This is a genomic window from Pseudomonas sp. PAMC25584 (assembly GCF_058135675.1).
In genome coordinates, this window is record NZ_CM176870.1 from 4,156,279 (window position 1) to 4,170,370 (window position 14,092).

General features: G+C 58.5%; 13 protein-coding genes, 1 tRNA gene and 2 pseudogenes. 5 read left to right on the plus strand and 11 right to left on the minus strand.

All coding sequences use genetic code 11. The features are described 5' to 3' along the window. Nucleotides 1-12: 12 nt before the first annotated feature. On the minus strand, nucleotides 13-1,344 hold the full coding sequence (locus tag ACS5Q8_RS19230) for an MFS transporter (RefSeq protein ID WP_276193789.1): 1,332 nt from the start codon (nucleotides 1,342-1,344) through the stop codon (nucleotides 13-15). 245 nt (nucleotides 1,345-1,589) lie between these two features. On the opposite strand from ACS5Q8_RS19230, the gene ACS5Q8_RS19235 reads away from it, so the two are divergent. After that, complete coding sequence (locus ACS5Q8_RS19235) at nucleotides 1,590-2,591, plus strand: LacI family DNA-binding transcriptional regulator (RefSeq protein WP_443697587.1); 1,002 nt, start codon at nucleotides 1,590-1,592, stop codon at nucleotides 2,589-2,591. A gap of 146 nt (nucleotides 2,592-2,737) precedes the next feature. On the opposite strand, the gene ACS5Q8_RS19240 is transcribed toward ACS5Q8_RS19235, so the two are convergent. Then, nucleotides 2,738-3,376, minus strand: coding sequence for an amino acid permease (locus tag ACS5Q8_RS19240; RefSeq protein ID WP_465159342.1), 639 nt, complete (start codon nucleotides 3,374-3,376; stop codon nucleotides 2,738-2,740). Nucleotides 3,377-3,560: 184 nt separating this feature from the next. Between ACS5Q8_RS19240 and ACS5Q8_RS19245 the strand changes: the two genes are divergently transcribed. The 4 genes and pseudogenes from ACS5Q8_RS19245 (at nucleotide 3,561) to ACS5Q8_RS19260 (ending at nucleotide 6,521) form a co-directional block, all read left to right on the plus strand. Continuing rightward, a complete protein-coding gene (locus ACS5Q8_RS19245) occupies nucleotides 3,561-4,022 on the plus strand; it encodes a hypothetical protein (protein ID WP_426101291.1) in 462 nt (153 codons plus the stop codon). 69 nt (nucleotides 4,023-4,091) lie between these two features. Further along, on the plus strand, nucleotides 4,092-4,331 hold the full coding sequence (locus ACS5Q8_RS19250; RefSeq protein WP_426101289.1) for a hypothetical protein: 240 nt from the start codon (nucleotides 4,092-4,094) through the stop codon (nucleotides 4,329-4,331). A gap of 176 nt (nucleotides 4,332-4,507) precedes the next feature. Then, nucleotides 4,508-5,002: pseudogene (locus tag ACS5Q8_RS19255) on the plus strand (hypothetical protein). 340 nt (nucleotides 5,003-5,342) lie between these two features. Then, nucleotides 5,343-6,521 (plus strand): annotated as a pseudogene (locus tag ACS5Q8_RS19260) (tyrosine-type recombinase/integrase). Nucleotides 6,522-6,600: 79 nt separating this feature from the next. On the opposite strand, the gene ACS5Q8_RS19265 reads toward ACS5Q8_RS19260, so the two are convergent. From ACS5Q8_RS19265 to thrS, 9 genes are all read right to left on the minus strand, one after another. Beyond that, nucleotides 6,601-6,677, minus strand: a tRNA-Pro gene (locus tag ACS5Q8_RS19265). A 90-nt stretch (nucleotides 6,678-6,767) separates the two neighbouring features. Further along, nucleotides 6,768-7,124: a MerR family transcriptional regulator gene (locus tag ACS5Q8_RS19270; RefSeq protein WP_003174972.1), complete on the minus strand. Its 357-nt coding sequence runs from the start codon at nucleotides 7,122-7,124 to the stop codon at nucleotides 6,768-6,770. Further along, nucleotides 7,105-7,407 (minus strand): integration host factor subunit alpha, encoded by a 303-nt coding sequence (gene ihfA / locus ACS5Q8_RS19275; protein ID WP_002553164.1) that lies wholly within the window; start codon nucleotides 7,405-7,407, stop codon nucleotides 7,105-7,107. Before ihfA ends, ACS5Q8_RS19270 begins: the two co-directional genes overlap by 20 nt. Nucleotides 7,408-7,410: 3 nt before the next feature. Continuing rightward, entirely contained in the window at nucleotides 7,411-9,789 is a 2,379-nt protein-coding gene (pheT, locus tag ACS5Q8_RS19280) for a phenylalanine--tRNA ligase subunit beta (protein ID WP_426101267.1), read from the minus strand. Nucleotides 9,790-9,815: 26 nt separating this feature from the next. Continuing rightward, nucleotides 9,816-10,832, minus strand: a complete 1,017-nt coding sequence (pheS, locus tag ACS5Q8_RS19285) for a phenylalanine--tRNA ligase subunit alpha (RefSeq protein ID WP_276194039.1) — start codon at nucleotides 10,830-10,832, stop codon at nucleotides 9,816-9,818. Between the two features lie 109 nt (nucleotides 10,833-10,941). Further along, complete coding sequence (gene rplT, locus ACS5Q8_RS19290; protein ID WP_003219940.1) at nucleotides 10,942-11,298, minus strand: 50S ribosomal protein L20; 357 nt, start codon at nucleotides 11,296-11,298, stop codon at nucleotides 10,942-10,944. A gap of 29 nt (nucleotides 11,299-11,327) precedes the next feature. Next, nucleotides 11,328-11,522: a 50S ribosomal protein L35 gene (gene rpmI / locus ACS5Q8_RS19295; protein ID WP_002553160.1), complete on the minus strand. Its 195-nt coding sequence runs from the start codon at nucleotides 11,520-11,522 to the stop codon at nucleotides 11,328-11,330. 60 nt (nucleotides 11,523-11,582) lie between these two features. After that, a complete protein-coding gene (infC, locus tag ACS5Q8_RS19300) occupies nucleotides 11,583-12,134 on the minus strand; it encodes a translation initiation factor IF-3 (protein WP_247395830.1) in 552 nt (183 codons plus the stop codon). Continuing rightward, the gene (gene thrS / locus ACS5Q8_RS19305; protein WP_276194040.1) at nucleotides 12,134-14,056 is read right to left on the minus strand and encodes a threonine--tRNA ligase; all 1,923 of its coding nucleotides are present in this window, start codon (nucleotides 14,054-14,056) and stop codon (nucleotides 12,134-12,136) included. The genes infC and thrS overlap by 1 nt, the downstream gene beginning before the upstream one ends. Nucleotides 14,057-14,092: the final 36 nt, after the last annotated feature.

Sequence of the window (14,092 nt, forward strand, 5' to 3'; positions counted from 1 at the left end):
CAAACAGCTCCATCAAACCACGGCGGGTAAAGGGGACGGGGCAACGTGCCGACTGCCAGGGCGCACCATCAACATCGCGCCCATGCCCAGCGCAGTGGCCACCGCCGCCGCGACGAACATCGACGAGTAGCCGTAGCGAACGGTCAAGTAGCCGGTCAGCATCGGTGCGATGAACGAGGCGGTGTTGGCAATGAAATGCGTCATGCCGCTGTAGGCGCCCACGCGGTTCGACGGCGCGGTATCGATCACCACGGCCCAGTAAACAGAGTTCGGTAGCGCATTGAGGGCGTTGGCCACGGTCATCAGGGCAATCACACCCCACACCGTCTGGGCCTGCGAGACCAAGATGAAGCACAGCGTGGTCAACAGCAGGCAGGTCGCGGCCAGCCAACTGCGCGCCACCTTCAGGTTGCCGGTGCGGCGTAGCAGCCAGTCGGATAGCTTGCCCCCCAGCAACACGGTGAAGCAGGCGCCGGTCCAGGGGATCATGCCCATGTACCACAGCGACGAGAGGTTGTAGTGAAACTCGTCCTGCAGGTACTTGGGGGTCCAGGTCAGCAGTAGGAACGTCACATACACGAACGAGAAGTAACCGACAGCGTTGAGCAGCAGGTCCTTGTTCTTGAAGAAATGCCACACCGGCGTGACGCTTGTGTCAGGGGGCGAGGCATGGGCTGCCGTGGCACGCTCCTGACGCAGGAAGTCGAGCTCGGCCTTGGACATCCGAGGGTTCTCATCAGGGGTGTTGGTGAAGCGTGTCATAAAGAAAATCAGCAGCGCCAGGCTGACCACGCCCAGCACCACGAACATGCTACGCCAGTCGCCAGTCAGGGTTTGCAGGCCCACCGCCACCGGTGCCGTGAGCAGCGCACCGAGCGGGGTGCTCAGCAGGCCGACCGAAACCACGAAGCCTCGCTCCTTGGGCGTCGCCCAGTTAGCGACGCTCTTGTTGATCACCGAATACGCCGGGCCTTCGGCAAAGCCAAACAGAACGCGAATGGTGGCGAAACCGGCCATGGCCGAGCCGCCCATGAACGCGAGCCCAAAGTCGCCTGCAAACGCGGTGGCGATCTCAAAGATCGACCAGGTGGCCCCGGCAATCAGCCAGATGCGCTTGGCGCCAAAGCGGTCGGCCAGAATGCCGCCGATCAACGCCCCGAGAATGTAGCCGTAGCCGAAGAACCCCAACACATTGCCCCAGTCAGCCTTGTCGAAGCCGTACTCCGGAAGGATGCTCGCCGAGGCATAAGAAATCGCGCCACGGTCGATGTAGTTGAGCAATGCCATCAGCATGATCAGGAAGAAAATCTGGTAGCGGAAACGTGGGATAGCGGGACTGTTCATAGGATCTGACTCTTCAAATGATGGCAGAAGTCAAAAAATCGGCCGCGTCCGGCGTTTTTTTATTGTTTTACCCAAACGTTTGGGTTGGCAAAATGTAGAGAGTGGAAAAGTGTTAGTCAATCGTTTGGGTAAAGATTTATTTCGCGGGCGGGCGCGTCGATTGAGATAGAATCGCGCGCTGGAAATAGATGCTTGGAAGCCTCTCAGACATGCCGAATCAATCTCGCCCCGCCACACTGAAGTCCATGGCGACTGCTCTCGGGGTACACGTCTCGACGGTGTCGCGGGTGCTCAATGGCGACCCGGCCGGGGTCGAGCGAGCGGCTTCGACGGAGGTCGTGGCGCGTATTCGTGCATTGGCCAAAGAGCTGGATTATCGGCCGAACACGCAGGCATCCAACCTGAAATTGCGTAAAAGCCAGGAGATCTGCGTGCTCATGCCACGCCTCACCGACCTGGTGATGGCGACCATTTACGACAGCATCGACAGCGCGGCCGAGCAAGCGGGCTATCTCACATTCGTCGCCAACACCGACGACCAGCAGGCACGCCAAATGGCACGTGCCGAGCACGCTTTGCGCCGCTCGGTGGCCGGGCTGATCGTCGGTGACTCTCACGTGGGTGAAACCCAGCCATTGCTTGACTTGCTTCAACGCAAACACATGCCCTACGTACTCGTCAGCCGCCAGATTGGCGGGCACCTGACGGCGGGCAGCGACGACGAAATGGGCGGCTGGTTGGCGGCCGAACACCTGTACCAACAGGGCTGCCGCGATGTGGCGATACTGGCGGGTGAACGGCATGCGTCCACCGGGGCAGATCGGACCCGTGGGTTCATCCGCTATTACCGCGAGCAAGGCATAACACTGCGCCCGGAGTGGACCCTCAATGGCCCTTTTGACAGCCTCACCGGGCACAAGCAAGGCGAGTATCTGTTGGGACTCAACCCTGCCCCGCAGGCGTTTTTCGCGGTCAACGACTTCCTTGCCATCGGCCTGATGGGGGCGGCGCGCGATAAGGGATTGGCGCCGGGCAAGGACATTGCAGTGGTCGGTTTCAACGACACCCCACTGGCCAAAGAACTTTTCGTGCCGCTGACCAGTGTGCGCCTCCCGCTGGCGCAGATGGGCCTGCATGCGGTGCAGTTGCTGCACAAGCGCATTCTGGGCGAACCTGCCGAGTCGATCATCCTGGCGCCACAGTTACAGGTGCGGGCTAGCTCCTCGCTGTTGCGGCGCACGGATTGAAGGGTGACCCGCCTAGACGTCTGTGCCGGCCAGCGTTCGGCGCCGACGCCATTACCGGCCCAACGAGCACCCACCGCGACCATCGGTACTGCGGGGTAGGTCTTACCGCTGGTCACATCGGGGAAATCGAGCCTGCGTAATCGAAACTACAGACTCAAGTAGCCCGAGAACAAGCCCAGCAGCCCCGCACACGCCATCGCTACCACCCCCAGACACACGACCCATTCCACGGCGCTGAGTTTTTGCCGCTGCTCCCGCTTGCCAAGGATAAACAGCGGTAGACCGACCATCCACACCACGGCCGCCAATAACACGTACTTCAAGCCAGCGCCGTAAAGCATGAACAACACAAAGCACACCGCAAAGCCTGCCAAGGCCATTTCCCAGTAACGCCCGGGCGCCTTTTCAGGCTCGTAGCCTCGCCCATTAAGGCCGCACTTGAACGAGTACATTGACGAGAGCAAATACGGAAACAGCGCCAACGAGGTAGAGAACGACAGCAGCGCCAGGTAACCGGCGTTACTGAAGCCCGCCACCAGGATCATCGCTTGGGCGATGCCCGTGGTCAGCCACATGGCATTGCGCGGCGCACCGTTTTTGTTGAGTCGGCCCAGCCATTGAGTGGCACTCTTGCCCCGCCCTGCGAGCATCACCTCTTCGGCGCTCAGGGCCACCCAGGCAATTAACGCCCCGACGACCGAGACGATCAGGCACAGGTTAATCAGCAATCCCCCCCACGGGCCGACCATCGAGGCCATCAACCCCGCCATGGACGGCTGGTGCAAGGTGGTTACACGCTGATCCCATGGCGCGGGAAGCCTGCCAGCGAATGCCCAGACGGCCCCCGATACAAGGCGATCGGCAACAGCAAGGCCGTCACAGTGGTTCGCTGGATCGGCCGGCGCCTTCTGCAACAACTCTGAACTCCCCCACTCCACCGCCCGGGCATGGCCCGGCAAGGAAATTGCTGTGTCCGAAGTAACGAAATTCAAGATAATCGGCTACATGGTTGAGCGTTCGCGGGTTGGTGGTGCGGAGTACGTCATGCTTTCCGACTTCGACCGTGTAACCGCCGAGCGTAACGCGGCGCTGGGGCGTGAAGCTGCGTTGCGGGAACAGATTGCCTCGGCAAACGAATGCGCGCTGACTTACTCAGTACAAGCGGAAGCCCTGCAACAGCGCCTGACCGCAGCGGATGAGCGGGCGGATGTGCTGGAGGGCCGCAAGGGTGATCTTGAGCTTTCGTTGATGTGGGTTCGCAGCCAGCTCACAGACGCTGTGATCCTTCGGTTTATCGACATTGCACTCAAGCCATCAGAGGGTGGTGGCGATGAGGTGATCTGCACCCTGTGCATGGATCATAAGACGATCAAGGTTTCATCGTCGCCATGGGCTCAGGGCTGTCCCGACTGCTGCGGCGAGGAAGGCTGACATGCAACAACTCCCCGCCTACTGCTGGTGCCTACTGGCACTGGCACAACTGATTTGCTGAGGTGATTTATGCGGAACATCAAAAACCGCGAAGGATATGACCTTTGGGACAAAGTGCACCAGTTACCGCGCTTCAACTTCTGGCGCGGCGGCGAGGATGAAAAAGGCAGCGTCATTCGCGTGCCGGAAAAGCATGGGAACTGGGTCAACTTCAACGACCTGACGACACTGGCCGATCAGTACCAGGACGAAATCAACAGCCTGCGCGAGCGAATTGCTCGCCTTGAACCGAAATCGGTGAAGCCATGACCACCAACCAAACGATTGACGGCGTGCCGCGTGAGCTGCTGGAACCCTTTGCGACATATGTGTCGGATAGTCCTAATGCGATTATGCGGGCAAGGGCAAAAGAGCTGCGCGCCCTGCTGGATGCGCCCGCCAATCCCCCTACATGCCTGCCGGTGAGCGGCGGGCGAGGAATTCGTATGTCAGGAGTTCAACGATTTCACGAAGCAGCCAACGACGCATTGGTCAAACTCAGCAAGCATTGCGTGCCGGGCACCAAGATGGCCTTGGTGATTTACGCACCAGGCGAGCCAGAGCTCGACATCGTCCTTCAAGACAAAGGTTTGAGCCTCGACGAGGTGATCTCAACCTTGCGTCGCAGCGGGCTGAGCATCGACGGCGACAACGCCTACAAGCGCGATCTGTGTGACTCGATTGTCGGAGCCCTGGCCATGGGCGCACAGAACACCAACCCGCCGCCGGCGGATCACTGGGGGCAGCGCTTCTGGGACATCGGCCGGGAGGAACGCGAGCTGCACGAAGAGCTGGTCGCCGCGCTGAAGATCACCCGCGAGAACCTGCGGGCCTGACAAGCAACCATCCACCTGTGTGGCGGCTTTGATCCGGCATATGTAAACGATGCCCAGGCAGCAATTAAGGTTGCAGATGCCGTACTCGCTAAGGCCACCCGATAACCCATCTTCTGCCGCCCAGCGCGGCAAGGACACCAAATGACCATCAATTCAGCACGGCCCGGAATGGGCTGTGGGTGGTAGCTATGGGCGCTCAACAGCTAATCCCGCGATTCATTCGAGCAAAGGAAGCGCCCGGCTATCTGGGCATGTGCCGGGCAATTTTCGACGAAACCGTCCGGCCCTACGTTAGCGAATTCCCCATAGAGGGCCGTGGCGTCGGGTTCGACAGGCAGGAGTTGGACGACTGGGCCACGGCATACGTCGAGGCAAAGGCGATTGATAAAAAAGGCGCAACGGAGCAACAATCGCCCCGCAGCGAGCGCCAGAAGGGAGATAAATCATGGCGCGAAAATCGATCACAGGCCTCTCCCAAAGGAAAGGTCTCTGGCATATCGACAAGAAAATCAACGGAGAACGACTTTACGAAAGCACTGGAACTGGTGACCGGGAAGAAGCGGAGCGCTACCTGATCTACCGGCTGGAGCAGATCCGGCAACAGAAGGTGTACGGCGTAAAGAAGGTCAGGATCTGGCGGGAGGCGGCGACTCGCTTCCTGCTGGAGTTCAAAGACCAGCCTTCAATCAAGCTGTCGGCGCATCACCTTTCGCAGCTCGACCCATTCATTGGCGACATGCCGCTGACCCACATCGATGACCAGGCCTTGGTGCCATTCATCAAGGATCGGTTGGCGACGAAGAAGCTGGAGGACGGGAAGGTAAAGAAGGGAGTCAGCAACAGGACGGTGAATATCTCGATCGAGCGCGTGGTTCGGGTTTTGTCGTTGTGTGCCAGGAAGTGGCGAGACGATGAGCGCAGGCCATGGCTGGATAGCGTGCCGATGCTCACGAAGCTGGAATAGAAGAAGTCGAGCCGCAAGCCGTACCCAATGTCATGGCCGGAGCAGTCGATTCTTTTTGGAGAGTTGCCGGCTCACCTGCAAACGATGGCGCTGTTCAAGGTGAACACCGGCACGCGTGAGCAGGAGGTCTGCAAGCTGAGGTGGGACTGGGAGATCGCGGTACCGGAACTGGGCACCAGCGTCTTCCTGATACCGGCCGACTTTGGGGGGAGGCACGAACGCTCCGGCGTCAAGAACGGCGACGAGCGGCTGGTCGTGCTGAACAGCGTGGCCAGGTCGATCATCGAGAAGCAGCGCGGCATCAGCAAGGAGTGGGTTTTCCCATACGACGGAACCGCGATGCACCGAATGAACGACTCGGCCTGGAAGAAGGCGCGGGTGAGAGCGGCAAAACTCTGGCAGGAGGAAAACCTTCGCCCCGCTCACCCAGGCTATGCATCCATAAGGATTCACGACCTTAAGCACACATTTGGCCGCCGGCTGCGCGCGGCAGGCGTAACCGAGGAAGACCGCAAGGCTCTTCTGGGGCACAAGAACGGCAGCATCACCAGTCACTACTCGGGCGCAGAGCTCGGGCATCTGATTGAAGCTGCGAACATGGTATCAGCAACCGATTCGCGAGGACCGGTCCTGACAATTTTGAAGAGGAAGCAGGCGTGAAAAATAGAGAAGTCACGCAAAAGTCACGCACACGAAAAAGGCCAATGCTGTGAACATTGGCCTAAGTCATTGAAAAATATGGTCGGGACGGAGTGATTCGAACACTCGACCCCTAGCACCCCATGCTAGTGCGCTACCGGACTGCGCTACGCCCCGACTAGGCGTGTTACTGGGTTCGCTTCGCAACGAAGCGATCAGGAATATACCGCAAGCTTTTGAAATGTGGAAGTATTTTAAAAGCCTGAATTATTTCTTCAGAACCACCAGCACATCTTCGAGTTCGGAGATCATCTGGCGGATCAGTTGCTTGTATTGGGTGGTGTCGTCTTTGGCTTCATCACCGGACATGCGCTGGCGCGCGCCGCTTATGGTGAACCCCTGGTCGTATAGCAATGCACGGATCTGTCGGATCATCAGCACATCCTGGCGCTGATAATACCGACGGTTCCCGGTGCGTTTGACGGGGTTGAGTTGAGGAAACTCCTGCTCCCAATAGCGCAGCACGTGCGGCTTTACCGCACAGAGCTCGCTGACTTCACCGATGGTGAAGTAACGTTTGCCTGGGATGACGGGGAGCTCGTCGTTATGACTTGGTTCCAGCATAAGCCTCAACTCGGGCCTTCAACTTCTGCCCTGGACGAAAGGTGACCACACGGCGAGCCGTGATCGGGATTTCTTCTCCCGTTTTTGGATTGCGGCCAGGCCGCTGGCGTTTGTCCCGCAGGTCAAAATTGCCGAAACCGGACAATTTGACCTGTTCGTTGTCTTCCAGAGCGTGTCTGATTTCTTCAAAAAACAGCTCGACCAATTCCTTGGCCTCGCGCTTGTTCAGACCCAACTCTTCGTACAGACGTTCCGCCATCTCAGCTTTCGTCAAAGCCCCCATACGTCACTTCCTTAACGTGGCGTTTAACCTTTGTTCGAGCGATGTGAGGATATTTTGTGTCGTGGTATTCACCTCATCGTCATTAAGAGTGCGCGATGGATGCTGCCAGGTCAAGCCAACTGCAAGGCTTTTTCTATGCGGATCAATACCTTTACCCTGATAAACGTCAAATAGCCTGAGGTCCGTCAGCCATTCGCCTGCATTTTCACGGATTACATCCAGAACAGCCGTGGCGGACACTTCGCGATCAGCGATCAACGCCAGGTCGCGACGTACTTCAGGGAAGCGCGACAGCTCGCTGAATTTCGGCATCTTGCCCGAAGCGACTTCGGCCAGGACCAGTTCGAAAACGAAGACCGGACGGTCGAGACCGAGGGTTTTCGACAGTTCCGGGTGAAGAGCGCCGACGAAGCCCACCAGGCGACCTTCGCGCTCGATACGCGCCGTCTGGCCAGGGTGCAGCGCCGGGTGGCTGCCCGGCACGAACGTGAAGTCGTTCAGTGCTCCGGCAAAACCCAATACGGCTTCCACGTCAGCTTTAACGTCGAAGAAGTCCACCGCATCGCGGCCTTGGGCCCAACCTTCCGGCAAGCGGCTGCCGCAAACAACACCGGCGAGCATCGGCTCTTGCTTCAAGCCATCCAGTTGGCCGACGAAACGCAGGCCACTTTCGAACATGCGCACGCGGTCTTGCTGGCGGTTCAGGTTGTGGGAAAGCGCTTTCACCAAGCCTGGCCACAACGACGAACGCATGGCGGCCATGTCGTTGGAGATCGGGTTGGCCAACAACAGCGGCTCGACGCCTGGGTTGAACAGTTCGAACTGCTTCGGATCGATGAAGCTGTAGGTCACCGCTTCCTGATAGCCACGGGCAACCAGCAGACGACGCAGTTCAGGCAGGTGCGCGCGCGCTTCAGCCTTGGGTTGCGGCGCCAGGCGCGCTTGCGGGTAGCGAACCGGCAGACGGTTGTAGCCGTAGAGACGGGCCAGTTCTTCGATCAGGTCGACTTCGAGGCTGATATCGAAACGATGGCTTGGCACTTCAACGCGCCACTGCCCGGCTTCACCCACAGCAATACCCAGGCCGAGGGCCGAAAGCAGACGCTCGATTTCAGCCGGCTCGATCACCAGACCGAGCATCTGCTCAACGCTTTTGGCGCGCAGGGTGATCGGTGCAATCGACGGCAGGTATTGTTCGCTGACGGTTTCAGTGATCGGGCCCGCCTCGCCACCGGTGATTTCCAGCAGCAGACCAGTGGCGCGCTCCATGGCTTCACGCGCCAGTTTCCAGTCAACGCCACGCTCGTAGCGGTGCGACGCATCGGTGTGCAGGCCGTAGGAGCGAGCCTTGCCAGCGATGGCGATCTGGTCGAAGAACGCGCTCTCAAGGAAGATGTCACGCGTGGTTGCGGACACACCGCTGTGTTCGCCACCCATCACACCGGCAATTGCCAGGGCGCGGGAATGGTCAGCAATCACCAAGGTGTCGGCACGCAGGCTGACTTCCTGGCCGTCGAGCAGAACCAGCTTCTCGCCCTCTTCCGCCATACGCACACGGATGCCGCCATTGATTTCGGCGAGATCGAACGCGTGCAACGGCTGGCCGAGTTCAATCATCACATAGTTGGTGATATCGACGGCAGCGTCGATGCTGCGCACGTCGGCACGACGCAGGCGCTCAACCATCCACAGCGGCGTTGGCTTGGACAGGTCGACGTTACGGATCACACGCCCCAGGTAACGCGGGCAAGCGTTGGGTGCCAGCACTTCGACCGGGCGCACTTCATCATGCACCGCAGCGACTGCGGCAACCACCGGCCGGGTGACGGGAGCGTTGTACAGCGCGCCTACTTCACGAGCCAGGCCCGCCAGGGACAGGCAGTCGCCGCGGTTCGGGGTTAGGTCGACCTCGATGCTGGCGTCTTCCAGTTCCAGGTAGACACGAATGTCCTGGCCCACGGGCGCGTCTGCCGGCAGCTCCATTAGGCCGTCGTTACCCTCGCCCACCTGCAGCTCCGCCTGAGAGCACAGCATGCCGTTTGACTCAACGCCACGCAGCTTGGCCTTCTTAATCTTGAAATCGCCCGGCAGTTCTGCGCCGATCATGGCGAACGGAATCTTCAGGCCCGGGCGCACATTGGGCGCTCCGCACACGACCTGGAACGTCTCCGTGCCATTGCTGACCTGGCACACACGCAATTTATCGGCATCGGGGTGCTGCTCGGTGCTCAGCACCTCGCCCACGACCACACCGCTGAATACGCCGGCGGCCGGAGTAACGCTATCGACCTCAAGACCGGCCATCGACAGACGAGCAACCAGCTCGTCGCGGCTTACCTGCGGGCTTACCCAGCCACGCAGCCATTGTTCACTGAATTTCATCCTGCTCTCCTAAAGATTCGTTACGACTAGCGAAATTGCGCGAGGAACCGCAAGTCGTTGTCGAAGAACAGACGCAAGTCGTTCACGCCGTAACGCAGCATGGCCAGACGCTCAACGCCCATGCCGAAGGCAAAGCCCGAGAACTCTTCCGGGTCGATCCCGGACATGCGCAGCACGTTGGGGTGAACCATGCCGCAGCCCATCACTTCCAGCCAGCCGGTCTGCTTACAGACGCGGCAGCCTTTACCGCTGCACATCACGCATTCCATGTCGACTTCAGCGGAAGGCTCGGTGAACGGGAAGAACGATGGACGGAAACGCACCGCCAGCTCTTTCTCGAAGAACACCCGCAGGAACTCTTCGATGGTGCCTTTGAGGTCGGCGAAATTGATATCGCGATCGACCAGCAGGCCTTCGACCTGGTGGAACATCGGCGAGTGGGTAATATCGGAGTCGCTGCGGTACACACGGCCTGGGCAGACAATGCGGATCGGCGGCTTGTTCGCTTCCATGGTGCGGACCTGTACCGGCGAGGTATGGGTGCGCAACAACATGTTCGCGTTGAAATAGAAGGTGTCGTGCATCGACCGGGCCGGGTGATGGCCTGGGATGTTGAGCGCCTCGAAGTTGTGATAGTCGTCTTCGACCTCAGGGCCTTCGGCGATGCCGTAGCCGATATGGGTGAAGAACTGCTCGATACGCTCCAGAGTCCGGGTGATCGGATGCAGACCGCCCGAGGCCTGGCCACGGCCAGGCAAGGTCACGTCAATGGACTCGGCGGCGAGCCTGGCCGCAAGTTCGGCCTCCTCGAGCGACGCCTTTCGCGCATTGAGAACCTCTGTGACACGCTCCTTGGCGACGTTGATCAGCGCTCCGACTTGCGGACGCTCTTCAGCCGGCAAATTCCCCAGGGTCTTCATCACCTGAGTCAATTCACCCTTTTTGCCAAGGTAGTGAACCCGGATTTGCTCCAGGGCATTGATATCTTCAGCGCTTTGCACAGCCTCAAGAGCTTGAGCGACGAGCGCGTCCAGGTTTTCCATGTACAGACTCCAGATACAAAATAGGGGAAGAGCTTGAAGGCTCTTCCCCTATTTATGACGTTTAACACCTTGGGCCACAGGAGTAGCCCAGGGTGACTGTCGGGGGTACTTAAGCCAAGGTGGCTTTAGCTTTCTCGACAATCGCAGCAAACGCCGCTTTTTCGTTCACTGCCAGATCAGCCAGAACCTTACGGTCGATCTCAATGGACGCTTTTTTCAGGCCAGCAATGAAACGGCTGTAGGACAGACCGTTAACACGAGCACCAGCGTTGATACGAGCGATCCACAGAGCGCGGAACTGACGTTTTTTCTGACGGCGGTCACGGTAGGCGTATTGGCCTGCCTTGATTACCGCTTGTTTGGCAACACGGAATACGCGTGAACGCGCGCCGTAGTAGCCTTTAGCAAGTTTCAGAATTTTTTTGTGACGCTTACGGGCCATGACGCCACGCTTAACACGAGCCATGAGTTACTTCCTCTATTCTTGATCCAAAATTAACGAAGGCGCAGCATGCGCTCGACTTTTGCCACGTCAGACGGATGCAGCAAGCTGCTACCGCGCAGTTGACGCTTACGCTTGGTCGACATTTTGGTCAGGATGTGGCTCTTGAAAGCGTGCTTGTGCTTGATACCGTTAGCAGTTTTCAGAAACCGCTTAGCAGCACCACTTTTAGTCTTCATCTTTGGCATGTTCGGATACTCCGCATTCAGTTGATAAACATAATCAGAAGGCCTGCCGTGCCCTATTGATTACTTCTTCTTTTTCGGGGCGATGACCATGATCAGTTGGCGTCCTTCCATCTTAGGATGCTGTTCGACCGAACCGTACTCGAGCAGGTCAGCTTCAACCCGCTTGAGGAGTTCCATCCCCAGCTCCTGGTGGGCCATCTCACGGCCGCGGAATCGCAAGGATACCTTGGCCCTGTCCCCATCACTCAGGAAACGTACCAGGTTGCGCAGTTTTACCTGGTAATCCCCTTCCTCCGTCCCTGGACGAAACTTGATTTCTTTAACCTGGATCTGCTTCTGGTTTTTCTTGGCAGCGGCAACCTGCTTCTTCTTCTCGAAGATCGATTTGCCGTAGTCCATCAGCTTGCAGACAGGCGGTATAGCATCGGCGGAAATCTCCACCAAATCGAGCTTGGCTTCTTCAGCCTTAAGAAGCGCGTCTTCAATTGACACAATCCCAAGCTGCTCACCCTCAGCCCCAATTAACCGAACCTCGCGTGCCGAGATATTCTCGTTGATCGGGGCTTTCGGTGCAGCTCGTTTATCTTGTCTCATTTCACGCTTAATAGTAATTACTCCGAATCTGGGCGACCACGCCGGGAAACCGCTTGCGCGAGGAACTCAGCGAACTGGGCGACGGGCATCGAGCCCAGGTCAGCACCTTCACGAGTACGCACAGCGACAGTCTGCATCTCGACTTCCCGATCTCCGATAACCAAAAGATAGGGAACCTTGAGCAAAGTATGCTCGCGGATTTTAAAGCCGATCTTTTCATTTCTCAAGTCGGACTTGGCACGAAATCCGCTTTCGTTGAGAGTTTTTTCAACTTCAGCAGCAAAATCGGCCTGTTTATCAGTGATATTCATGATCACTGCCTGGGTCGGAGCCAACCACGCGGGGAATGCGCCCTCGTAGTGCTCGATCAGGATACCGACGAACCGTTCGAATGAGCCGAGGATCGCCCGGTGCAGCATAACCGGGTGTTTACGGCTGTTGTCTTCGGAGACGTATTCGGCTCCCAGACGGATCGGCAGGTTAAAATCGAGCTGCAAAGTACCACATTGCCAGACACGACCAAGACAATCTTTCAGCGAGAACTCGATTTTCGGGCCGTAGAAGGCACCCTCACCCGGCTGCAGATCATACGCAAGGCCCGCGTTGTCTAGCGCAGCGGCCAGTGCCGCTTCGGCGCGATCCCACAGCTCATCTGAACCGACGCGTTTTTCCGGACGAGTGGACAGCTTCATTTCGACTTCGGTAAAGCCGAAATCGCGATAAACGTCCATGGTCAGCTTAATGAACGCAGCGGATTCGGCCTGCATCTGCTCTTCGGTGCAGAAGATGTGGGCGTCGTCCTGAGTGAAGCCACGCACGCGCATGATGCCGTGCAGCGCACCCGACGGCTCGTTACGATGGCAGGCACCGAACTCGGCCAGGCGCATCGGCAACTCGCGGTAGCTCTTCAAGCCCTGGTTGAACACCTGCACGTGGCATGGGCAGTTCATCGGCTTGATGGCGTAGTCGCGGTTTTCCGACTGCGTAGTGAACATGTTGTCAGCGTAGTTGGCCCAGTGCCCGGATTTCTCCCACAGGCCGCGGTCAACGACCTGAGGCGTCTTGATCTCTAGGTAGCCGTTTTCGCGCTGAACCTTGCGCATGTACTGCTCAAGCACTTGGTACAGGGTCCAGCCGTTCGGGTGCCAGAACACCATGCCCGGCGCTTCTTCCTGGAGGTGGAACAGGTTCAAACGCTTACCGATCTTGCGATGGTCGCGCTTCTCGGCCTCTTCGATGCGCTGGACGTAGGCGGCCAACTGCTTCTTGTCAGCCCAGGCAGTGCCGTAGATGCGCTGCAACTGCTCGTTCTTAGCGTCGCCACGCCAATAGGCGCCGGACAGTTTGGTCAACTTGAACGACTTGAGGAAACGCGTGTTCGGCACGTGCGGGCCACGGCACATGTCGACGTATTCTTCGTGGTAGTACAGGCCCATGGCCTGCTCGTCCGGCATGTCTTCCACCAGGCGCAGCTTGTAGTCTTCGCCACGGGCGGTGAACACGTCGATCACTTCAGCGCGCGGCGTGACTTTCTTGATCACGTCGTAATCTTTTTCGATCAGCGCGTGCATGCGCTGTTCGATCGCAGCCAAGTCGTCCGGAGTAAAAGGACGCTCGTAGGCGATGTCGTAATAGAAGCCTTCGTCAATGACCGGACCGATCACCATTTTCGCCGTCGGGTACAGCTGCTTGACCGCGTGGCCAATCAGGTGCGCGCAAGAGTGGCGAATGATCTCCAGCCCCTCTTGATCCTTGGGCGTGATGATTTGCAGGCTGGCATCAGTGGTGATCAGGTCGCTGGCGTCGACCAGCTTGCCGTCGACCTTGCCGGCCACGGTGGCTTTGGCCAAGCCGGCACCAATGGATGCGGCGACCTCGGCTACGGAAACCGAATGATCGAATGAACGTTGACTGCCGTCGGGAAGAGTAATAGTTGGCATGGCGCCTCCTCTCCTAGTGGTGACCCCTACCAAAGG